This window comes from Sphingobium sp. Z007 (assembly GCF_900013425.1).
Lineage (GTDB): Bacteria > Pseudomonadota > Alphaproteobacteria > Sphingomonadales > Sphingomonadaceae > Sphingobium.
The window spans coordinates 1,005,613-1,026,373 of the sequence record NZ_FBXK01000001.1 but is presented as its reverse complement, the minus strand read 5'-3'; the positions used below and the strand labels follow the sequence as shown (position 1 = coordinate 1,026,373).

Here is a 20,761-nt window from a genome sequence, read left to right as displayed (position 1 = left end):
GGCCCTGCCGGAAGACATGGGTCGCCATCTTAAAAGATGCTGCTGGCGAGCAGCACCAGCAACAGGCCGACGATCGCCACCACGGTTTCCATGATCGACCAGGTCTTGAACGTGCCCGCCATATCCGTCCCCAGATAGCTTTTCACCAGCCAGAAGCCGGGATCGTTGACGTGCGAGAAGAAAAGCGAGCCCGCGCCGATCGCCAGCACCATCCATTCAGGCTCCACGCCCGACGCGGCGACCAGCCCCTGCATCACGCCCGCCGTAGTGATCGTCGCCACGGTCGCCGAGCCGGTCGCGAGGCGGATGCAGACCGACACGCCCCAGGCGAGAATGAGGGGCGAAATCGCGCCGCCATCGGCGATCCGCACCAGCATGTCCGACAGGCCGGCCGTCACCAGCACCTGTTTGAGCGCGCCACCCGCGCCGATCGCCAGGATGATGCCGCCAGCCGGCGTCATCGCTTCGGTCCAGATCGCGTTCTGGATCGTGCGGTCGGCGATGCGGCGGCCGAACAGCAGCGGCAGGGCGGCAAGGACGGCGACCAGCAGCGCCACCACCGGATCGCTGACCCAACTGAGCCAAAGGAAATGTACGGCCACCGCCGGCGGAAGCAGCGCCACCGCCTGTCCCGCGGCGATCAGGACGACCGGCAACAGCACGGCGGTCAGCGCGCGGCCGACTGACGGGGTGGCGACGTCAATCTTAACCGGATCGAGCAAGGGCAGGCTGAGCGTGACGCCCGGCGCGGTGAAGCGCGCGAGCAGTGGCCCGGCGATGATCGCGGTCGGGATGCCGATCATCAGACCATAGAGCAGAGTGAGGCCGAGATTGGCCCCCAGCGCGTTGACCGCCAGCAGCGGGCCGGGATGCGGCGGCACCAGCGCATGAACCACCGACAGGCCCGCCAGCGCGGGCAGCATCAGGCGCAGCTTGGCCGTATCGCCATTCTGCCCCGCCGGCAGCGCGGCTGCGGCGGAGGCGACGATCGGCAGCAACAACACCAATCCGGTTTCGAAGAAGAGAGGCAGGCCTATGACGATCGCTGTGAACAGGCTTGCCCATGGCGCGCCCTTCACGCCTGACAGACGCAGCGCCGCGCGGGCCATGCCGCCAGCGCCATCGGACAGTTGGAGCATCGCGCCGAGGCCAAGGCCGAGCGCGACGACCAGGCCCGTCCCGCCCAGGATGGCGCCTGCGCCCTTCTCCACCGCCTTGGCCGTTTCCTCCATCGGCAGGCCCGCAAGCAGGCCCACGGTGAAAGCGCCGCAGAGCAGTCCGACGAAGGGATGCAGGCGCCCCCGGATGATGAGGAAGATGGAAAGCGCTATGCCGACCACCGCCGCCAGGATCAGTCGATAATCCGCCGGCGTCATCGTGCCGCGCCCCCGCAAGTGGGCGACCCTGCCGGGACGGGGACGGCCAAGGCCGACCGATGCGATGTTAACGTCATCCTTCTCCCCCTTCTCACGCCCCGCCATTCCGGCACTTCGCGGCAGCGTTCCTGTAAATCTGTAAGACAGATATCGCGTCATTTTCGGATATTCCACCCTGCTGAGGTCGTATATCGCATTTTTGGCTTGAACCTGTCTGACCAATTACCTTATTGTTAGCGCTAACGACATTGAACAAGCCGGCAGGCCAAAACAAGCGGGCTGATTCGGGTCGGATCGAACAGGGAGAGGACGGATGTTCATTGCGCTGGACCTGCACAACAGTTCCGATCAACGGGAGGTTCGCCATCCGCCCGCACGAAGCCAGGAACCGCCCGCGCTGACCCCCACCCAGATGAAAGTCTTGCGCTGCGTTCATTCAGGCCTGCTCAACAAGCAGATTGCCTATGAGCTGGGCATGGCCGAAGCAACGGTGAAGGTTCACATGACCGCCCTGATGCGTAAGCTTAACGTCCGCAATCGGACCCAGGCCGCCATCGCCGCCCGCAACCTGGGCTGGCTGCGCGCGACGTCCGGCTGACCTGGCCGCCTGACGGCAGAGATGATCTGATTTGGAGGGTGATATGGCGATGGGTTCGCGGCGTGAAGTGATGGGCGGCGTGGGCGCGGGATTGATGCTGGCCTCGGTCGGCAGCGGTCTGTCGGCGGCGCCGCCGCGCAAGATCGGCTATGCGATCGTCGGGCTGGGTTCTTACGCGACGCGCCAGATCATGCCGAATTTTGCCGGGTGCGAACACGCCCGCATCGTCGCACTGGTCAGCGGCACGCCGGCCAAGCTCGACAGCTATGGCGCCCAATATGGCGTCCCCAAGACGCATCGCTACAGCTATGCCGATTTCGATCGCATCCGCGACAACCCCGATATCGACGCGGTTTACATCATATTGCCCAACAGCCTGCATGCCGAATACGCCATTCGCGCTGCACAGGCCGGCAAGCATGTGATGTGCGAAAAACCGATGGCGACATCCGTGGCCGAATGTCAGGCGATGATCGCGGCCTGCAAAAAGGCGGGCACGAAGCTGATGATCGGCTATCGGTCGCGCTTCGAACCCCATAACCGTTTGGCTATCGATCTAGCGCGCAGCGGGCATGTGGGTCCGACGCGCCTGATTACGGCGGAACATGGCTTTCCCATCAAGCCGGACCAGTGGCGGCTCGACAAGCCTTTGTCCGGCGGCGGATCGATGATGGACATCGGCATCTACAGCCTGAATGCGGCACGCTACCTGACGGGCGAGGAACCGGTGGAGGTGACCGCGGTCGAATCGACCGACCGTTCCGACCCGCGTTTCCGCACGGTCGAGGACAGGATCAGCTTTCTGCTGCGCTTTGCGTCCGGGATCGTGGCGGACTGTATCTCCAGTTACAGCACGGGGCATAACAGCTATCGCATCCACGGAAGCCAGGGGTGGATCGGGATGGAGCCGGCGACGCCCTATGCGGGCCAGAGTATGACGATCCGCAAGGACGGCGTGACAGCGCTCCGCACCCTGCCTGCTCCTGCGAAGAACCAGTTTGCGGGGCAACTCGATCATCTGGCCGAATGCATTGTGTCGAACAAGACCCCGATCGTGCCGGGCGAAGAGGGGCTGGCCGACCTGCGCGTGATCGAGGCGATCTACCAATCCGCGGCGCAGGGACGCAGCATCAGGATCGGCGCGTGATCGCGCGCCGCACCCTGCTGGCGTCGCTGGCCGCCATGCCGGTCGCGGCGATGGCTGCTAACCCCACGACAGTCGGCGGCGTCACGCGCCTTTCCCCTGCGCTTGACCGGATCATCGCGCCGTCCGCCTCGATCGAGATACTGGCGCAAGGATACCGCTGGGCCGAAGGGCCGATATGGGTGGGGCAGCGCGACTATCTGCTGTTCAACGATCCCCCCGCCAATATCCTTTACCGCTGGCGGGCCGGACAGGGCGCAAAGCCTTTCCTCTCGCCGTCTGGATTGCAAACCGCCATACCTCCTGGCGTGCGCGAAGCGGGCCTCAACGGCCTTGCCATCGATACAGCCGGTCACCTGATCGCCGCCGATAGCGGCACGCGCGCGATCGTGCGGATCGACCTGGATACGACCAAACGCACCATCCTGGCCGATCGTTTCCAGTCCAAGCGGTTCAACAGCCCCAATGATCTGTGCCTGTCGCCATCGGGGACCATCTATTTCACCGACCCGCCCTATGGTTTTGCGGATGGCGATGCGTCGCCGCTGCGCGAAATCGGCCATAATGGGCTTTATGCGCTAACCCCGGATGGCGATGTCACGCTGCTGGATGGCAGTCATCGCCGCCCCAACGGCCTGGCGCTGTCGCCCGATGGCCGCACCCTGTATCTGGCCTTGTCGGACGAGACGCAGCCGGAGGTTCGCGCCTATACGCTGGATGCTGAAGGCCGCCCCATTGGCCAGCGCCTGTTTCACGACATGCGACAGCAGCGCGCCCAAGGACTGCCGGGCCTGCCCGACGGGATCAAGGTGGCGCCCGATGGCCATGTTTTTGCGACCGGTCCTGGCGGCGTGCATATAGTGACGCCGGACGGGACATTGCTGGGCATCGTGAGCACCGGCAAGGCGGTCGCCAACTGTTGCTTTGGCGCAAATGGCAAAAGCCTGTTCATGACGTCATCGGACAGGTTGGCGGTCATCGCGCTGTTGTAACCGCGAACCTGCGTGCCTCATCGCGGCGGCCACGCATACTTGCTCAATATTAACGAGGTTATGGATATTTATGCGTTTTTTTAAAGGAAACCTTAGTTCGCGATAATATTCGATCAGGCGCGGTATGAATCGTTGGGGATCGACGCCCCCTTCAATGACGCCCACGATCCGTCGGCCCATGCTCATGACCGCCGCCATCACCCAGAGGCCCCATACCCCCGGCTGAAGGACGCCCAGGAAGTTGCGCATCGCAGGCCGGACAGGCGCCGCAGCAACATGCTGTCGCCCGGCCCTACATCGTCCACATCCTGGTCTACCGCGGCGACGACGCCGGCGCGGGGGTCTTGGACGCTGGCGAACCTGCAATCAGGACAGGAGCGAACGATGGCGCCATTGGCTGGGCGACGCGCCATAGCGGCGGCGGAAGCAGCGGGTGAAGAAGGCGGAGTCATTGTAGCCGACCTCGAACGCGATGTCGGTAATGGTGCGACCATCACCAGCCGCCAGCATGGCGGACGCGCGTTCCAGCCGCTTGGTCATGATGAAGGCGGTGGGCGTCTGGCCGACATGGCGGAAAAAGCTCTTTTGCACCGCGCGCTCGGACAGGTTGAGCGCAGTGCTGATCAGGCCCGTGTTGAGGTCGGGATGATCCAGATGGGCCAGCGCGAAATCGACCGGGGAGGAGAGATGCGGCGCAGGCGCATCCGGCCGCATCGCCCGGCGACAGGCCATGCGCGCGGCATCGACCAGCAGCGCAGCAGTGTCCGCATCCAGTTCGTCATGTCAATCGGCGTGCAAACGGGACCCCTTATCGGCGCGCAAAAGGGACCCCCTGTCAGGATGGCGGAACGTTGATGTGACGGGCTTCCTTGCGCTGCGCGCGGCGTAGGGAGGGCGTAGCCCGACCGGAGGCGCGCGCAGCGCAAAACATCTTCTAATTGATCGCTGCTGGGGCGGATCAGCTGCGGTTTTTGAAGCGCCAGCTGTCATTTGCCGGTCTCGACAATGTCGCAATGATGGGTGACGCGATCGAGGAGCGCGGTTGTCATCTTGGGATCGCCGAACACGGTGGGCCACTCGCCAAAGGCGAGGTTGGTGGTGATGATGACACTGGTCTGCTCATAGAGTTTGCTGATCAGGTGGAACAGCAACTGGCCGCCCGATCGAGCGAACGGCAGATACCCCAGTTCATCGAGCACGATGAGATCGAGGCGGGATAGCTGGGCGGCGAGAGCGCCACTCTTGCCGATCCTGGCCTCCTCTTCGAGGCGGGTCACCAGATCGACCGTGTTGAAGTAGCGGCCTCGGGCGCCGGAGCGCACTACATTGGCGGTGATGGCGATGGCCAGATGGGTCTTTCCTGTGCCTGTGCCGCCGACCAGGACGATATTGCGCCGTGCGGGCAGGAACGCGCCGCTGTGCAATGAACGCACAAGCCCCTCGTTGATCGGGGTACCCTCGAACCGGAAGGCATCGATGTCCTTCACGACTGGCAGCTTGGCAGCGGCCATCCGGTATCGGATCGACGCGGCATGACGATGCGTCGCCTCCGCTCGCAGGAGATCGGTCAGTATCTCCATGGTGGTGCGCTGGCGCTGAAGGCCGGTGGTGACGGCATCGTCGAACGCGCCCGCCATGCCCTTGAGTCCAAGCCCGCGCATGGCCTCGATCATATCATGCCGCTGCATCGAAGGTCCTCAGCTGGTCGTAACGGGCACAGTCGGCGATCGGGGGATGGCGCAAGGCGCTATCCTCGGAGGTGATGATCGTCAGCGGACGCGGAGGCTCCCGGCGTCGTGCCAGGATGTTGAGGATCAGGTCGTCGCTCGCCGTGCCCGTCGCCAGTGCCTCACGCACAGCGGTTTCGACAGGCTCCAGGCCATCGGTCAGTACGGCCGACAGTACACGGACGAACCGGCGATCGGCATCGTCGCCATTACCCAGCTTGCGGCGCAGGCGGGCCAGCGCCGGTGGCAGATCCCAGTCCTGGAAGGGGGCACCGTTCCGCAACGCGCCAGGCTTGCGGGCCAGCACTGGCAGATAATGCCAGGGGTCATAGATCGTGCGGTTGCGCCCAAAGTAGCGAGGATGTTCAGCGACAACCTCTTCGCCGCAGCGAACGACGATGCGGTCGGCATAGGCGCGGACCTGCACCGTGCGTCGTGCCACCGTCGAGAGTACCGAGTAGCGGTTGCGGTCGAAGCTGATCAGGCAGGTGCCGGTCACGGCATGCTCACTCTCATTGAAGCCCCGGATAGATTTTGGCTCACGGTCCCAGCATCGGCTGCAGCGCAGATCGTTCGATCTCCAGCATCTGCGCCACGGTCAGATCTCCCTGTTCAGGATGGGGCTGCCGTTCCGCCCAGCGCCGACACTCGGCCTCCAGCCAGCCATTGAGCTCTTCGAGACTGGCGAACCGCAACCGGGGCTGGAAGAAGCGACCCCGGATCGTCTGCACCTGGTTCTCGACCTGACCCTTCTCCCATCCCGCCGCAGGCGAGCAGGCCGTGGGCTCGACCATATAATGGTCGGTCATGATCAGGAACCGCCGGTTGAAGACGCGTTCCTTGCCGGTGAACACGCTCGTCACAGCCGTCTTCATATTATCGTAGATGCCGCGCCCTGGCACGCCGCCGAAGAAGGCAAAGCCGCGCGCATGCGCGTCGAACAGCATCTCCTGGCTCTCGCGAGGATAGGCCCGGACATAGACCCCACGTGACGCGCACAGGCGCATATGCGCGACCTTCACCCGCATCGGCGCTCCTGCGATCTCGACATCCTCATGGCTCCAGTCGAACTGGTAGGCCTCGCCTGGCCTGAACATCAGCGGGATGAAGGCGGTGACGCCATCGCCAGCATCCTTGCGCCGCTCGATCTTCCAGCGCGTCGCATAGCGCCGCACCGCATCGTAAGAACCCTCAAAGCCTTCTCGCACCAGCAGGTCATGGATCCGCGTCATCCGCAGCCGGTCACGCCTGCCGCGCAGCTCGTTCTCTTCCAGCAGCGTGTTCAGGCGCTCCTGGAACGGACCGATCCTGGGCAGCGGCTGAACCTTGCGCTGATAATCAAAGGCGCCCTCCGGCGCTCGGACCGCTTTGCGGATGACCTTCCGCGACACATGCAGATCCCGTGCGATCGCCTTGATCGCCTTGCCTCCGGCATACTCGCGCCGGATCCGTAAAACTGTCTCCAAAACCAACATCCCGATCTCGCCGCCTGAAAATCCAGCCGGCTGCTTAAACCATCGAAATGAGGGGTCCCTTTTAGACGCCGATCACCCCGCTAACGGGGTCCTTTTTGCACGCCGATCCACAATGCTCTACGGTGAGTTTGGCAGGATGCTGGAGTGGATCGAGCAGCGTCGAGTGGCCGAGAATGCACAAAGCCCCGGCGCTTTTGCGTCGGGGCTTTGTGGAATGTCGGTTTCGGTGGTTGCGGGAGGGCGATACAACCGAAGCCGACATCCAATATCCTCACGTATATGATCGAAGTTCCATATTTTTAATATTATTCAAAGTTTTACATCACTGTGAACACTTACTCCACAGACCGTTCCGCGGCCCGCGCACGGTCCCCATCGATGCATGATGTGTTTGCTTGTAACGGCTACGCGATTGATAAGTTTCGATCTGCCCTTTTCGCCAAAGAAAACTTGGCGGTCGAAATTATCAAGCGATTGACCCATAGACATTGTCTTGACGCCTCGCCGGTAGATTTCCATTCACTCAAATCCCCTTGGGCGAAAGGTGCCGGGAATTCGAACATCTACATTGTTCCGAAATGTGATGTCGTCACCATATGAAGTAGCCCCCAAAAACGCCTGACAGGCCCTCACACTTATGGAAGTGTGATGCATATGCCTGACCGTATGACCGCGTAGAGGTCATTACCTCGGTGCAGCGCCGTCGGCGCTGGACGCCCGAGGAGAAGATTCGCATCGTTGAGGAGACCTATTTGCCGGGGAACTCGGTGTCGCTGGTCGCCCGCCGCCATGGCATCGCGGGCACCCTGACGCCCGACCACCAGTTTAAGCCTGCCTCCAACAGGCAGCGCCGCCTCGGCGGCGCGGAAAACCGGCGCCGCAGCTGCATTGGTTGTTCCATCACCCGCCGTCAGCAGCAGATCGAGCGTGGCGCGTTCGGGGACACACAGCGTGTCCGAACAGGCAAGCCATGAGAGGTTGACGCGCAGCGGGATGGCAGTGCCCGGAGCAACATCGTCGTTCAGGTTCAAATCCGTAAGGAGCGTGAAAGCACCTTTGTGAACATAGCTTGCCAGCCCCGCGAGCTCGAGCAGGGTTGGTGCGGGATGGCGCAGGTCACCGATGGTTACGCCATCCGGCACGGTCCAGTTCGCCTCTACCGAGAGCCCGCTGTCGCCCGGATTGACCCAATAGCCATGCCAGCCAGTGCGTGGCACCATGCGGATAGCGATGCGCGTTGTCGTGCCGGGCTTTGGGGAACTGGATTCGGGCAGCACCGACGCATTGATATTAGCCGTGCCCTGAGCGGCGACCGGTCCGGCGATGAAACCAAGCAAAGCGGCTACGAAGAGTGCGAAAAACCTTATCGTAACAAGCGGTAGTCGATCCATCATCGTCCTGGCCGGCGTTTTCATTGTGATGCAGTTCCGTTCGGGTCGCGTCGCGCAAGCGCCACCGCCTCACGCAACCCGCCCAGATCAATGCCGCCGGGGATGAGATAGGGGCCGATCAGCATACCGGGCGTGCCTTGAAGGCCCAGCATTGCTGCGTATCGGCTATTGCGATCCAGCACAGCGTCGATCTCGGCCTTGTGCGCGGTGAGGTCAGCCTGCAGTTTCGCCCAATCCACCCCCGCCTTGTCTGCTGCGGCGCGGATACTGTCCGATGTCAGCTTGCCGGTCATGGTCATCAGCGCATCGTTGAACGCGGCATGCTTGCCTTGCCATTTGGAGGCGATGGCTGCCTGCGCCGCTTCGGTGGACGCAGCGCCGAAGACCGGCCAGTCACGAAAGACCAGTTTCACCTTGGGGTCTTCTCTCATCAGCGCTTCGAGCGACGGGTGGAGCTTGCGGCAAAAGGGACATTGATAGTCGGAGAAAACCACAACAGTGACATCTTGCCCCTGCGGCGCGATGGCCGGGGCAACAGGATCATTCTGGATTTGCGAGCGGATGCGCAGCGCGTCTGCGCTGGAGGTGTCGCTCGACGCCTGACGAGCTTGCGCCGGGTCGGCATCACCGCTCCAAAGCGCCACGCCGCCGGCTAGAAGCGCGGCCAAGCCGATGCCAGCGGCGATTGTCATTGTCTTCATCTCATTGGGTCCTTTGCAGATCACGCATCCCTGCGGTCAGCGCCGCCCGGGATATCTCGCCGGCGTGGAGACCGGCAATTTCGCCCGCCTCGTTGACGAACAGGGTGGTTGGAAGCGCCACCGAAGCGACAGCCTTGCCCAAGACGCCGCCCGGATCAGTCACGATTGCCCCGTTGGCCAGGCCCTGCTTGGCAAGAAACGCACGGATGGCCGCAGCGTCCTCGCCTTGATTGACGAGCAGAACCGGAACTTTGGAGCTTTGCGCCACGTCGATCAGCATCGGCATTTCGCGACGGCACGGCGGACACCATGTGGCCCATAAATTGATAACCATAGGTCGCCCTGGAATGCCCAGCTCGACCGGTTTGCCATCGAGGTCCGTCAGCATCAGGCGCGGCATCGGCCGTACATCCGGTGCAATCAAGGTGGCCGCACCGAGATGAAGTACAAAAAGACCTGCGACCGTGGCGATCAGGGCAAGACCTGCAGGTTTCCGCCCCAGCATAACCAAGATGATGATCAACGCCGCCGCAGCGCCTGCCCAGACCGAGAACCCGCCCTGCCAGATTGCAAGCATGCCCCAAGGTTCGGCGATAAAGGCATCAAGATTGGCAAGAATAAAGCCGATGCGCGCTGCAACCACTCCGGCCAGCAAGGACAACCATCCGGCACGCATTGCCCTACTATCCAGCCGCGCGGCAATCACACCCGCGATCGCCAGAAACGCCCAGATCGCTGCAACAGCGATCAAACGGTCTGTAGCCATGGCAAGTGGGCCGATCTGTATGACGCCATCCATTGTGGTTCTCCTTGCCGCCCTTTCTTAAGGCAGGCTTAGCATCCGGCTTAAGGCAGCGGTAAGGTGGGCAGGGAAAGGAGCAGAAATGCGGATTCTGCTTGTTGAAGATGATGATATGCTGCGCGACGGTATCGTAGTGGGGCTGGGCCTTGAGGGGTTCGAGGTCGATGCTGTGGCCTGTCTTGCCGACGCGCGCGCCGCGATAGGAGATCATGCTGGCGTCGTGCTCGATATCGGCCTGCCAGATGGCTCCGGTCTCGACCTGCTAGCGGAATGGCGACGGGCCGGCGTCGAGACTCCGGTACTGCTGCTGACGGCGCGTGCCATGGTCATGGACCGGGTCGAGGGCCTTGATCGCGGTGCCGACGATTATCTGGGCAAACCCTTCGATCTTACTGAACTGTCAGCCCGCCTGCGCGCGATTATGCGTCGAGCCAGTGGGCGGGCAAGCGGCGATCTGGAACTGGGTGCGCTGATAATCAGCGAAGCGCGTAGATCAGTGGCCTTGGATGGCAAGGAAATCGCCGTCTCTCGCCGGGAGTTTGCGATCCTGCATGCTTTGGCCGAGCGCCCAGGGCACGTCCTGTCGCGCAGTCAGCTGGAAGATCGCATCTACGGCTGGCAGGAGGAAATCGAAAGCAACGCGGTGGAGGTACACATCCACAAGCTCCGTGCGAAACTCGGCCGGACCCGCATCGAAACGGTGCGTGGTGAGGGTTACCGGATTACACGAACATGACTGCGTTACGGATCCGTCTGTTCATTCTCGTCGCTGGAGTGACCATGCTCGTCTGGGCGGGTGCAGCAGGCTGGACGAGTTTTTCAACCAGGGCTGAAGTGCAGCGTGTGCTCGACGGGCGGTTGGTGGAGGCGGCACGAATGGTCGCTGCACTCGATATTCCCGCCAGCGGACCAGTGCGGCGACTGGCACCGGCACCTTACTCCCGCCAGTTGTCGTGCCAGATCTGGTCTCTGAACGGCGCTTTGATCGGTCAGTCAACCGGAGCGCCCGATGCACCGTTGGCCGGGGGCGCACCCGGTTTTTCCAGTCGCCAGATCGGAGATGAACAGTGGCGCGTCTATACACATGTTGACGCGGCACGTGGCATCAGGGTCATGGTCGGCGACAGCTTGGCGGTCCGCCAGCATCTGGTCAACGATCTGATGCTGGGCTTGCTGTTGCCCGCAGCGGCTGGGCTCGTTGCGCTCGCAGTGCTGCTTTGGTTTGGTGTCCGGAGTGGCCTTGCACCGCTCGGTCGTGTTGCCCGCGCAATCGAGCTGCGTTCGCCACATACCCTTGAGCCACTCGCCGTCGACCCAGTGCCCGAAGAACTAAGGCCGCTGGTGCAGGCAATGGACGACCTACTCGCCAGACTTGAAGGGGCCAGACGGGCCGAGCGCGACTTTGTGGCCAACGCCGCGCACGAACTCCAGACGCCGCTGGCTGGACTCAAAACCCAGGCGGAGGTGGCCCGCCGCGCCACGGACCCGGCCATGCGCGATCATGCCCTGGAGCGCATCGCTATAGCGGTGGATCGCACCAGCCGGCTGGTGCGCCAGTTGCTTGAACTGGCCCGGCAGGAAGGGCGAGAGGCCGAACCGGCCAACTGCTTCGCCTGCGTGCGTGACGTGGTGAACGGCGTGGCCGGCGATTATGCACATCTGGCCGCGACGGGCAGTCGATCGATCGTCACCGCCTGCGGACTCCGCGATGTCGACCTGGCAATCGATGCCGAAGCCCTTCGCCTGGCGCTGGGCAACCTGGTGGAAAACGCTCTGCACCATGGGGGCAAAGGCCCAGTCCGGATCGAGTGTGCCGCAAACGATGGATTGGAACTGCGTGTCATCGATGGTGGCGCGGGCATCGCGGCGGAAGAGGTTGAGCGTGTCCGTCGCAGGTTCGAACGCGGCCCTCGCGCCATGTCGGGCGGCACCGGGCTGGGCCTGTCGATCGTCGAGGCCGCAATCGCTCCAGCACAGGGCGTTCTGAAATTTCGTCCAGATGATGCCGGCTTTGCCGCCGTGCTGCGCTTTCCATCACATCGTGTCCGGATATCGAGCAATGGTGCCAGCTGACGTTCCACCCGATCAGGCAGATGTAGCCCCCCGAAAGGCATTTAGCCGCCGCGACCTTGCAATCTTAGCCGGATTTGCTGGAGCGGGTTGGCTCGGAAGCTGGGCACTTCGCGAAACTGCGCCTTTGGCTCAGGACATGTCTTCAAATGGCAGAGCTCAAACCGCCGCAGACCAGCGGACGAGTCGGTCGGCTGGGAACCCGGATGGGTCGGTGACCGTCGTTGCGTTCAATGATTTCCTCTGTCCGATCTGCAAGGTGACCGCGCACATTCTTGCAGCCGCCGTGAAGCATGACGGTGACGTGAGGATCGAGTATCGCGATCTGGCTTTCTTCGGCCCAATGGCGGAGCGTGCCGCCTTGGTCGGCCTCGCGATGGACCGACAGAGTCTTTATCCCGCCTATCACGACCGTACGATGGCAATGCACATACCGCTGAACGAGGCAGTGCTGCGCGATATCGGACACGATATAGGCGCGGATTGGGAACAGGCCACGAAGGATCTGAAAGACCAGCGCCAGGCATTTCTAAACCGTTTGCATCAGGACGCCAATCTTGCCTTCGGTCTCGGTATCCGCGGCACACCTGCGTTCCTCGTCGAAAACCTCCTCGCCATTGGCCGTAAGACTGAAGATGAATTTTTGGCTATCTTTGCCGAGGCTCGGGATATGGCTCGCGTCGCTGAATGACTGACCGGCTAGCGCCGGTACGGTCATCGCACTATTCGTTCGCGTTCTCGCGAAGCGCAATATCGCGCCGGACGCGCGTCATTTCGCCTATAGGAATCGTCCGCGAGCTTCCCCGACAATCGATAGGCAGCGTTGTTGGTAGCGTCTGGACTCCAGACAACGTGGTTAGAACACCCTGTCGGCCGCTGGGAAGTCTGTGAAAGCCGGTTTGTTAGACGCTCGACTTCACGAGGTATTGCCATCGCTATCCGATTTTGGCCATAAGTCGACCGGCCGCTCCTTGCTCAGCTGCTGGATTGCGATTGTATGCAAGTGGCATTCGTGGCGACTTCCACCGCAAAGCATCCATGATACCCGCGAGATCCTCGCCACTCGCGAACAAATCCTGGTTCAGCCCGATCCGTGTCGAGTGCGCTGATCCCTTTTAGCAATCTGGCCAAATCCTCGGCTGTCAGATCGGGCAGCGCGCCGAGGTCGAACGCCCGCTTGATAATCGACCGGAAAATCGGCCCGATCGACCCCGGGTGTAGCGCCAGGCTGCCGATGTCACATTCGACGCGCGCCTTCACGGCAGGCTTAGAGAGCGTCTTGCGCAGATCCCAAGCCTCGCGGCTTGAAATGCTGTCGATCGCCCGACCGCGCACGGCGGCGCGCGCCTTGTAGCGCCGCACCTGCACCCGCCGGAACAGCGGCCCGGCCGATATCTCGGCAGCCTCGGTCCAGGCCGTGATCGCCGCGACGGTGCGCGGGCTGAGATAGGCGGTTGCCCCCTCCCCGTCCTGATCGCCCTTGCTGCGCAGGATCTGCAGCAGCCGCGCTTCGGGATCGATCGCCTCCTCGATATGCTCGACGGCTACCGCCACGAGTTCGGAGGCTCGCATGCCGGTGTCATAGGCCGCCGACAGCAATGCACGATCGCGAAGGCCCGGCAGATCGTCTTCGCAGCTCTCGAGCAGCGCGCGGATGTCGAGCCCACGCGCCTTGTCGCGCTCGACGTCGCGCACCGGTCCCTTGAACCGCAGCGGCCGCGCTTGTTTCTGCGCCGCCCCCTTCTCGCGCCGCACCGCCTGCAGCCGCAACTTGACCAGCGGCGCCGGCGTCGGATCCTTGAGGTCGAGCAGTTGATGAATCTTGGCGATCGAAGCCTTGTACCGGGATAGCGACGCGGGACGGCTCCCCTTCCCCCCCCCCCATCCAGATAATCGGCCACGGTCTCAGCCGTCGCCGGCAGCGCGATCCGGTTGGTGCGCCGACACCAGCTGTCGAATGCTTCGATGTCGGACTTGAGCGCGCGGATGCTGTGAGGCGACGAAGCGGCCTGATAGGCGGCGATCAGCGCCTCGGTGGCCGCCCGGGCACAGCTCGCCAGCACTCCATTCCGTCAATTGCGCGCGATGCCCCCGCTTCATGCGGTGATATCCAAGATGGATCAAGATCTCCGCACAATGCCGCCGTGCTGTCCGACTGGAAAAGTCATAACCGGCTATCTCGCCAGCTTCGACACCGAGTTGCTCGGCCAGATACGAGAGGCCATCGGTAGGGATTGAGCCAGGATCGGTCGCGAAAAACCCCAGGGAAGCGAAAAATTTCAGCTGCGCGGCGAGGCCGAGGCGCGTCAGGGCCGGCTTCGAATTTACAAAATCAATATCGGCAAAGCTCAGGCTCCATCGTCCGATCAAATCCCCGCCCGAAATACTCCGATCCATCAACCCACTCACTATGATGGAGCGAACTGTCCTCTTCTATAATTTCCATCGTCAATACCGAATGCCACGTTCCCAAAACGTTCTCCGACTTGGCCAAAATCGCAGCTTGCGGCCGACTGGGCCATGTCGGAAAATAGCGATTCCTGGTTGTCGTCTTCGGCGCGACACGGGATTGGGCGCGCCAGTTTGGCCTTGATCCACTCGTCTTCGAGGTCGCTGGAGCGGATTTGATAGGGCGCGTAGCGCATGACCTGCTCGGCGGCGATATGCCATTCCTGAGGAAGCGTTGGATCTTGACTTGCGGGACTCCGAGTTTGGCGGCCGCGTCCGACATCGTGAGCCATTCGCCGTTCTTGTCAGAAGACCGGTAACCGCTGATCTTGCGCACCACATGGCTCACTGGCGTGTTCAGTCTGCCCAATTTAATTGTTAAGGCAATGATTGCATATTGAACGTAATCGGATGATGGACTAGGTAGCCGCGCATGCCCCGCGACCGATCCAGAACCAGCCCCGTCACGCTTTTTGAACTCACGAACGCTTTGCAGCCGATCCGGCGTGTCTGGGTTCAGGCAGTCAGTCTCGCACTCGCCGACTTCGGACTTCCCGCATCGCTCATTTCGGCGCTCATTCTGGCGTCCCGTCATGGAGACAAGGGTGTCAGGCAGAACGCGCTGGCCGAGGAAGTCGGGGTCAATCCGGGCGGCATGGTGCGCATTCTCGACCAGGCCGAAGCCGCCAACCTGCTTGAGCGGCGCGATTCTCCCGATGACCGGCGCATCAAGACGATCCATGTCATGCCGAAAGGTCGTGACCTTGCGAAGAAGATGGAAAAGGCGGTCACGCGGCTCCGCGACGATCTCCTTGGTGATCTTCCTTCGCAGGACATCGAAACGACGACGCGCACGCTGCGTTTGTTCGAGGAACGGATCGGTCAGTTCCTGCAGCAGGCGCGGACGGGCCGATGAAAGTCAGCGCCGATCAGCTGATCTTCTCTGTTAAGCTGTTCGTCGCGGGCATGATCGCATTCGCGATAGCGGTGCGGATCGGCCTGCCCAATCCTTACTGGGCACTTGTCACCTGCTGCGTCTGCATGAACCCCATGAGCGGGGCGATCCGGTCGAAGGCCGTCTATCGGTTCACCGGAACTTTCTGCGCCGGCTTCGTCACACTTGCCATGGTCGCGCTGTTTGCGAGCGCGCCGCTGCTGCTGATCGCGGCGTCGGGAATCGTGGCAACCCTGGCGTTCGGTATTTCTTTCCTCGACCGCACGCCGCGCAGCTACGGCTTCCAGCTTTTCGCGATCACGCTCATGCTGGTGGCGGTCGCCGGTGTGGATCATCCGGAGATCATGTTCGATACCGTTGTGGCGCGGGTCAGCGAAATCACCCTCGGCATCCTCGCGACGACCCTCGTTGACGGCGTGATCGCTCCGCATTCTCTTGAAGGTGCGCTACGCGCGCGCCTGCATCGCTGGCTGCCCAGCATCGAGACCTGGGCGAAGGATGTCCTTGATGGCCATGAGGCGGACGACCAAGGAGAGCATGACCGGCTAAAGACGCTGGCCGACATCACATCCCTGTCACAGCTGACCGGAGCGCTGCGCTACGATCCGACGATCCATCGCGATGACCTGCGGCACGCGCTCGCGATCCAGCAACGCCTGCTGCGCATGGTCCCGCTCCTTTCCGCGATCGGCAGCCGCATCGCGGGCCTTGGCGAAGCGGAGCGCTTGGCCCTCCGACCCTCTCTCGCCACGGCCAGGGCCCATCTCGATGCCGGTACGGAACCGCCACCCGATCTGGCCGATGCCGTGCGCGCGCTTCCGCTCGATGCCAGTGATGCGCGCGCGTGGCAGCAGCTCATTCATGATGCGCTGGCCGACATGCTGACCGAAATGCTGACGCTCTGGAGCGAAGTCTCGCGGATCGAGGCGGCGTTGAGCGGAAAGGCGAAGCTTGCGCCCGCGCTCGCGCGAACAGTCAGCGAGACGCGGGCGTTTCCGCTCAACCCCGACATTGATCACGCTGCCCGGATCGCGGCGGGAATCCTCGTAACCTACGCCCTCCTCTGCGGGCTCTGGTATGCGACGGGCTGGCATCAGGGCGCGAACGCCGTCCTGTTCAGCACGATAGCGCTGGCCTTCTTCGGCGGCGGCGACGAGCCTGGCCGAGCGATCGGAATGTTCGCGCGTTTCGCCCTGCTAGCGACCCTGCTGGCGGGGATCCTGTGCTATGGCCTGCTCCCGCTCGCTGCCGATTTCGCGACCTTTGCGATGATGATGGGCCTGTTCATGCTGCCGCTGGGCGTCTGGGCGGCCGTCAGTCCGATGGCGACGCTGCTCCTCGCTTTCGGGCTCAGCAACATCAATCTCCAGGGCCATTATTCGCCGCCCGATTTCGGAACCTTCGTCGAGGCGAGCGTCGCCAGCATGCTGGGCATATTCACCGCCATTCTCGGCGCCGGCCTGTTCCGTACCTGGGGCGTGCAGCATCAGCTTCAGCGCGTCCTCCGCATCGAAGCGCGCGAGATCGCGCGGCTGAGCCGGTCGCCCAGCCGACGGTTGCGGGACAGCTATGTCCAGCGGGCGCTCGACCGCATTTCGGTGGTGACGGCGCGCCTTGCCGCAGCCGGGCAGATCGAGCGGAGCGCCGGCCTGCTCATCCGGCTGCGGGTCGGCGCGAACGTCGCCGACCTGCGCTCGATGGGCAACGCGCTTCCCGCCGATGGGCGGCAGGCGACGGATCGGGTTCTCGATCAACTCCGCAGCGAGTTCGACAAACCGCAGCCGTCGTCCCGTCTGCTCGCGCTCATCGACGAAGCACTTGATGCGCTCTGGCCGGGAGATGGTTCGCCCGGCGCTCGCCCCGACCGCGCCATTCATGCCTTAGCGGGTCTGCGCATCGCCCTGTTCGAGCGCGCGCCGGCCTGGGTACCGGCGACATGATCGGCGAAATCGACATCGCGGGCGTGTTCGTTTCGCCGCTGCTCCTCTGCGCGATCCTCGGCTTCGCGATGCGCCTGCTGCTGTCGCGGGTGCTCGAGTCCATCAGCTTCTACCGCCTCGTCTGGCAGCGCCCGCTGTTCGACACCGCCCTGCTCCTCATCCTGACCGGCACCGCCTTTCTGGCTCTACGCCTTGTCACCGCATCCTGAAGTGCCCGCCATGACCCTAGATCGCGATACCCTCCTCCGCCTGCTCAAGCCCTTGCTCACCCTGCTGGTGGTGGGTGCGGGCGTGTTCGTCTTCTGGCACCTCTATAATTACTACACCTACGCGCCACAGACGCGCGACGGGAAGATCAGGGCGGATGTGGTCCCTCTCGCGGCAGACGTGTCGGGCCGGGTCGAGCAGGTCCACGTTCGCGACAACCAGGTGGTCAGGCGCGGCGACATCCTGTTTACCATCGACCATGTTCGGCTGCGCAATGCCGTTGAGCAGGCCGAGGCCGCTGTCGCCACGGCACGGGCAACGTTGAACGCCGCCGAACGGGAGAACCGCCGCTATCAGGCCCTCTCTGATATCGTCTCGGGGCAGCAACGTGACGACCGCCGCTCCACCGCCGAGGAGGCCCGCGCACGCTATGCCCAGGCGATCGCTGATCGCGATCTCGCCCGCATCAATCTGGCGCGCGCCGAGGTGCGTGCGCCGGTCAACGGCATCGTCACCAATTTCTCGCTCCGCCCCGGCGCCTATGCCGCCGCCGGGCAGCCCGTGATGACGCTGGTCGATTCCGACAGCTACTACGTTGCCGGCTATTTCGAGGAGACGAAGCTTTCGCACATCCGCCCCGGCGTCCGCGTCACGATCCGGGTAATGGGCGAGGATAGGCCGCTTTCTGGCCATGTTGAAGGCCGATCGGCGGGCATTGACGATCGCGAACGGACGACCGCGTCCGGAACGCTACTCGCGAATGTCAATCCCACCTTCAGCTGGGTCCGTCTTGCCCAGCGCATCCCCGTGCGGATCGCCATCGACAAGGTGCCGCCCGGCATCGATCTGATCGCGGGCCGGACGGTCACCGTGACGCTCAATGGCGCGGAAAATGCGCTCGGCCCCGGCCGGAGCGAATGACGATGGGGCGCGTCGGAACGAAAAGGCCGCTCGGACTGATGGGCGCGCTGATGCTCGCTGGCTGTGGCACGGTCGGCCCCAGCTATCGGGCGCCGCCCTTGCCCGCAGGCATCTCGGATCGGCCCGCAAGCTTTGCCGAAGGAAAATCGCCCGCCTATTCGGCTGAACCCTTGCCCCAGCGCTGGTGGCGCCTCTACGCTATTCCCCAGTTCGATGCGCTGGTCCAGGAAGCGATCGAGGCAAACACCGACCTCAGGGTCGCGGCGGCCAATCTCGAACGCGCGCGCGCGATTGTCCAGGAGGTCGAGGCCGGCGCGGGCGTCCAGACTTCCACGGCGGGCGGCGTATCGGTGGGCGAGCCGTCCAATCTCGGTCTCGGCTCGCCCAACGGGACCCATGCGACATTCGACGCCGGCGTCGGCATATCCTATGAACTCGACGTCGTGGGCCGGATTCGGCGCACGATCGAAGCCGCGCAGGCCGATGCGGAAGCGCAGGCCGCCGCCTATGACCTTGCGCGCACGACGGTCGTGGCCGGAGTGGTCGGCGCCTATGGAGATGCCTGCGCGGCCGGCGCGCGGATGACCGTTGCGCGCCATTCGGTCGAACTGCAGCGGCAAAGCCTCGCCCTCACCGAAAGAGGCGTGCGCGCCGGCCTCTACACGCACCTCGACGCCACCCGCTCGCGCGCGCTCCTGGCTCAGCTCGAGGCAGCGCTGCCGCCGATCGAGGCAGGCCGCAAAGCTGCACTATTCAGTCTTGCCGTGCTGCTCGGCCGGACGCCCGAAGATTATCCGCCCAATCTCGCGACCTGCCGGATCATCCCTTCCGTCGACCGCCCCCTGCCGATTGGCGACGGTATGGCGCTGATCCGGCGCCGGCCTGACATCCGCGAAGCTGAACGCCGGCTCGCGGCTGCGACGGCGCGCATCGGAGTGGCGACGGCGGACCTCTATCCGAGCGTCAGCCTCGGCGCATCGCTCGGCACGACCTCGCGGAGCGTGGGCGGGCTGGTCGACGATTCGGCGTTGCGGTTCAGCTTCGGCCCGCTCATCTCGTGGTCCTTCCCGAACCGACGCGTCGCCAGGGCGCGGATCGCGGAAAGCGATGCAGCGGCGCGCGCGACGCTGGCGGCATTTGACGGCAGCGTCCTCGCAGCTCTCCGCGAAACCGAGACGGTCCTCAGCACCTATGCCCGTGATCTGGACCAGAATGCAAAGCTCAGGCGCGCGCGAAGAGAGCCGGAGGGCTTCCGGGCTCCAGGCCCGGATAACCGGGGGCGGTCTTGGAACAGGCCTTGAACTGCTCGACGCGCAGCGAAGCCTTGCCACAACCGAAGCGGCGCTGGCGGCCTCGGATGCGTCCATCGCCTCGGATCGCGTTCGGCTGTTCCTTGCGCTCGGCGGCGGCTGGGAAGGAGGGATGGCGGGGCCATGATGACCGAGCCTTCGCGAGGCGTACGCTCCGCGGATGTTTGATGGGGCCGAATTACAGAGGAGCAGCCCCGCCTCGATAGGTATCCTTTGTGCTGACGGATCAGGTCCCGGTGCCCCTCCACGCCGCAACTGACGCCATGGTGGCGGGAATTGAACGATCCGCTGCTCGATCAACTGATTTGACGGGCGCCGTTCTCCAACCCGTCGAATGATATCGCCGAAGCGCGTGTTCGGCACCCGGCAGCCTGATCATGTGGTGGGGTTGGTCTCGCCTCATGGATATCCAATTCGGCACGATGCTCGCCAATGATGCACTTGTGGGTTGTTTAATCGCATCACGGTCAAGGCAATTTCGATCTTCGTCGATCTATGGTTGTGAGGTCGTAAGCTTGGCTGGTTTTACAAGCGGCCCCATCTTCTGCCTGCGGGTGATGCCGTCTGTCGGGTACAAGGTCGTATACGCGGTCAGGACAACTCCCCGCGGGATAGATCTTCGTCGGACAGAAATTCTATTCAATCACACCTCGAGGCCGATAAACTGCTCTGTGGTTGTCTCCGGTCCGATGTTGCGTCCGGCT

17 protein-coding genes and 5 pseudogenes are annotated in these 20,761 nt (G+C 63.3%); 12 read left to right on the top strand and 10 right to left on the bottom strand.

What is annotated here, in order from left to right; all coding sequences use genetic code 11:
• Positions 1-29 precede the first annotated feature (29 nt).
• Entirely contained in the window at positions 30-1,376 is a 1,347-nt protein-coding gene (locus CEQ44_RS04765) for a gluconate:H+ symporter (protein ID WP_088185080.1), read from the bottom strand.
• A gap of 313 nt (positions 1,377-1,689) precedes the next feature.
• On the opposite strand from CEQ44_RS04765, the gene CEQ44_RS04760 reads away from it, so the two are divergent.
• The 3 genes from CEQ44_RS04760 to CEQ44_RS04750 are packed head-to-tail and all read left to right on the top strand — an operon-like array spanning position 1,690 to position 4,110.
• Entirely contained in the window at positions 1,690-1,974 is a 285-nt protein-coding gene (locus CEQ44_RS04760) for a response regulator transcription factor (RefSeq protein WP_254913969.1), read from the top strand.
• Positions 1,975-2,017: 43 nt separating this feature from the next.
• Positions 2,018-3,121 (top strand): Gfo/Idh/MocA family protein, encoded by a 1,104-nt coding sequence (locus CEQ44_RS04755; protein WP_217895034.1) that lies wholly within the window; start codon positions 2,018-2,020, stop codon positions 3,119-3,121.
• Complete coding sequence (locus CEQ44_RS04750) at positions 3,118-4,110, top strand: SMP-30/gluconolactonase/LRE family protein (RefSeq protein WP_088185054.1); 993 nt, start codon at positions 3,118-3,120, stop codon at positions 4,108-4,110. The genes CEQ44_RS04755 and CEQ44_RS04750 overlap by 4 nt, the downstream gene beginning before the upstream one ends.
• A gap of 366 nt (positions 4,111-4,476) precedes the next feature.
• On the opposite strand, the gene CEQ44_RS04740 is transcribed toward CEQ44_RS04750, so the two are convergent.
• The 3 genes and pseudogenes from CEQ44_RS04740 to istA all read right to left on the bottom strand — a co-directional run bounded on the left by CEQ44_RS04740 (position 4,477) and on the right by istA (position 7,312).
• On the bottom strand, positions 4,477-4,842 hold the full coding sequence (locus CEQ44_RS04740) for a helix-turn-helix domain-containing protein (protein WP_088185052.1): 366 nt from the start codon (positions 4,840-4,842) through the stop codon (positions 4,477-4,479).
• Positions 4,843-5,068: 226 nt separating this feature from the next.
• Positions 5,069-5,798, bottom strand: a pseudogene (gene istB, locus CEQ44_RS04735) (IS21-like element helper ATPase IstB).
• Positions 5,785-7,312: pseudogene (istA, locus tag CEQ44_RS04730) on the bottom strand (IS21 family transposase). Before istA ends, istB begins: the two co-directional pseudogenes overlap by 14 nt.
• A gap of 683 nt (positions 7,313-7,995) precedes the next feature.
• Between istA and CEQ44_RS24270 the strand changes: the two are divergent.
• Positions 7,996-8,121 (top strand): annotated as a pseudogene (locus CEQ44_RS24270) (transposase); the annotation flags it as partial.
• Positions 8,122-8,238: 117 nt separating this feature from the next.
• Here the strand turns inward: CEQ44_RS24270 and CEQ44_RS24870 are convergent.
• The 3 genes and pseudogenes from CEQ44_RS24870 to CEQ44_RS04715 all read right to left on the bottom strand — a co-directional run.
• Positions 8,239-8,703 (bottom strand): annotated as a pseudogene (locus CEQ44_RS24870) (protein-disulfide reductase DsbD domain-containing protein); the annotation flags it as partial.
• 20 nt (positions 8,704-8,723) lie between these two features.
• Complete coding sequence (locus CEQ44_RS04720) at positions 8,724-9,404, bottom strand: DsbA family protein (RefSeq protein WP_088190092.1); 681 nt, start codon at positions 9,402-9,404, stop codon at positions 8,724-8,726.
• Position 9,405: 1 nt separating this feature from the next.
• Positions 9,406-10,203, bottom strand: coding sequence for a TlpA disulfide reductase family protein (locus CEQ44_RS04715; protein WP_088190091.1), 798 nt, complete (start codon positions 10,201-10,203; stop codon positions 9,406-9,408).
• 85 nt (positions 10,204-10,288) lie between these two features.
• On the opposite strand from CEQ44_RS04715, the gene CEQ44_RS04710 reads away from it, so the two are divergent.
• Genes CEQ44_RS04710 through CEQ44_RS24265 form a run of 3 tightly spaced genes read left to right on the top strand, consistent with a single transcriptional unit; the run spans position 10,289 to position 12,967 of the window.
• Positions 10,289-10,942: a winged helix-turn-helix domain-containing protein gene (locus CEQ44_RS04710; protein ID WP_088190090.1), complete on the top strand. Its 654-nt coding sequence runs from the start codon at positions 10,289-10,291 to the stop codon at positions 10,940-10,942.
• Positions 10,939-12,279, top strand: coding sequence for an ATP-binding protein (locus tag CEQ44_RS04705; protein WP_088190089.1), 1,341 nt, complete (start codon positions 10,939-10,941; stop codon positions 12,277-12,279). Before CEQ44_RS04710 ends, CEQ44_RS04705 begins: the two co-directional genes overlap by 4 nt.
• Positions 12,206-12,967: a DsbA family protein gene (locus CEQ44_RS24265; protein WP_088190088.1), complete on the top strand. Its 762-nt coding sequence runs from the start codon at positions 12,206-12,208 to the stop codon at positions 12,965-12,967. Before CEQ44_RS04705 ends, CEQ44_RS24265 begins: the two co-directional genes overlap by 74 nt.
• Positions 12,968-13,211: 244 nt before the next feature.
• On the opposite strand, the pseudogene CEQ44_RS04695 reads toward CEQ44_RS24265, so the two are convergent.
• The 3 genes and pseudogenes from CEQ44_RS04695 to CEQ44_RS24260 form a co-directional block, all read right to left on the bottom strand.
• A pseudogene (locus CEQ44_RS04695) lies at positions 13,212-14,300 on the bottom strand (integrase).
• Positions 14,182-14,673, bottom strand: a complete 492-nt coding sequence (locus CEQ44_RS04690; RefSeq protein WP_144036353.1) for a DUF4158 domain-containing protein — start codon at positions 14,671-14,673, stop codon at positions 14,182-14,184. The pseudogene CEQ44_RS04695 and the gene CEQ44_RS04690 overlap by 119 nt, the downstream one beginning before the upstream one ends.
• Positions 14,674-14,684: 11 nt before the next feature.
• Positions 14,685-15,017, bottom strand: coding sequence for a hypothetical protein (locus CEQ44_RS24260; protein ID WP_218821572.1), 333 nt, complete (start codon positions 15,015-15,017; stop codon positions 14,685-14,687).
• Between the two features lie 140 nt (positions 15,018-15,157).
• Between CEQ44_RS24260 and CEQ44_RS04680 the strand changes: the two genes are divergently transcribed.
• Genes CEQ44_RS04680 through CEQ44_RS04660 form a run of 5 tightly spaced genes read left to right on the top strand, consistent with a single transcriptional unit; the run spans position 15,158 to position 20,048 of the window.
• Positions 15,158-15,640 carry a MarR family winged helix-turn-helix transcriptional regulator gene (locus tag CEQ44_RS04680; protein ID WP_088189893.1) on the top strand — a complete coding sequence of 161 codons (483 nt, stop codon included), beginning with the start codon at positions 15,158-15,160 and terminating at the stop codon, positions 15,638-15,640.
• Positions 15,637-17,619, top strand: a complete 1,983-nt coding sequence (locus CEQ44_RS04675) for an FUSC family protein (protein WP_088189892.1) — start codon at positions 15,637-15,639, stop codon at positions 17,617-17,619. The genes CEQ44_RS04680 and CEQ44_RS04675 overlap by 4 nt, the downstream gene beginning before the upstream one ends.
• Positions 17,616-17,828, top strand: coding sequence for a DUF1656 domain-containing protein (locus tag CEQ44_RS04670; protein WP_086486327.1), 213 nt, complete (start codon positions 17,616-17,618; stop codon positions 17,826-17,828). The genes CEQ44_RS04675 and CEQ44_RS04670 overlap by 4 nt, the downstream gene beginning before the upstream one ends.
• Positions 17,829-17,838: 10 nt before the next feature.
• On the top strand, positions 17,839-18,747 hold the full coding sequence (locus CEQ44_RS04665; RefSeq protein ID WP_025549997.1) for an HlyD family secretion protein: 909 nt from the start codon (positions 17,839-17,841) through the stop codon (positions 18,745-18,747).
• A 38-nt stretch (positions 18,748-18,785) separates the two neighbouring features.
• Complete coding sequence (locus CEQ44_RS04660) at positions 18,786-20,048, top strand: efflux transporter outer membrane subunit (RefSeq protein WP_217895379.1); 1,263 nt, start codon at positions 18,786-18,788, stop codon at positions 20,046-20,048.
• Positions 20,049-20,761 lie beyond the last annotated feature (713 nt).

Coding starts and splice junctions, on each gene's coding strand:
- CEQ44_RS04740 (WP_088185052.1), bottom strand. CDS start 4,842: ATGGCCTGTCGCCGGGCGATGCGGCCGGATGCGCCTGCGCCGCATCTC.
- CEQ44_RS04755 (WP_217895034.1), top strand. CDS start 2,018: ATGGCGATGGGTTCGCGGCGTGAAGTGATGGGCGGCGTGGGCGCGGGA.
- CEQ44_RS04720 (WP_088190092.1), bottom strand. CDS start 9,404: ATGAAGACAATGACAATCGCCGCTGGCATCGGCTTGGCCGCGCTTCTA.
- CEQ44_RS04660 (WP_217895379.1), top strand. CDS start 18,786: ATGGGCGCGCTGATGCTCGCTGGCTGTGGCACGGTCGGCCCCAGCTAT.
- CEQ44_RS04675 (WP_088189892.1), top strand. CDS start 15,637: ATGAAAGTCAGCGCCGATCAGCTGATCTTCTCTGTTAAGCTGTTCGTC.
- CEQ44_RS04765 (WP_088185080.1), bottom strand. CDS start 1,376: ATGACGCCGGCGGATTATCGACTGATCCTGGCGGCGGTGGTCGGCATA.
- CEQ44_RS04705 (WP_088190089.1), top strand. CDS start 10,939: ATGACTGCGTTACGGATCCGTCTGTTCATTCTCGTCGCTGGAGTGACC.
- CEQ44_RS04665 (WP_025549997.1), top strand. CDS start 17,839: ATGACCCTAGATCGCGATACCCTCCTCCGCCTGCTCAAGCCCTTGCTC.
- CEQ44_RS24260 (WP_218821572.1), bottom strand. CDS start 15,017: ATGGCTCACGATGTCGGACGCGGCCGCCAAACTCGGAGTCCCGCAAGT.
- CEQ44_RS04710 (WP_088190090.1), top strand. CDS start 10,289: ATGCGGATTCTGCTTGTTGAAGATGATGATATGCTGCGCGACGGTATC.
- CEQ44_RS24265 (WP_088190088.1), top strand. CDS start 12,206: ATGATGCCGGCTTTGCCGCCGTGCTGCGCTTTCCATCACATCGTGTCC.
- CEQ44_RS04690 (WP_144036353.1), bottom strand. CDS start 14,673: ATGGATCGGAGTATTTCGGGCGGGGATTTGATCGGACGATGGAGCCTG.
- CEQ44_RS04670 (WP_086486327.1), top strand. CDS start 17,616: ATGATCGGCGAAATCGACATCGCGGGCGTGTTCGTTTCGCCGCTGCTC.
- CEQ44_RS04715 (WP_088190091.1), bottom strand. CDS start 10,203: ATGGATGGCGTCATACAGATCGGCCCACTTGCCATGGCTACAGACCGT.
- CEQ44_RS04680 (WP_088189893.1), top strand. CDS start 15,158: ATGCCCCGCGACCGATCCAGAACCAGCCCCGTCACGCTTTTTGAACTC.
- CEQ44_RS04760 (WP_254913969.1), top strand. CDS start 1,690: ATGTTCATTGCGCTGGACCTGCACAACAGTTCCGATCAACGGGAGGTT.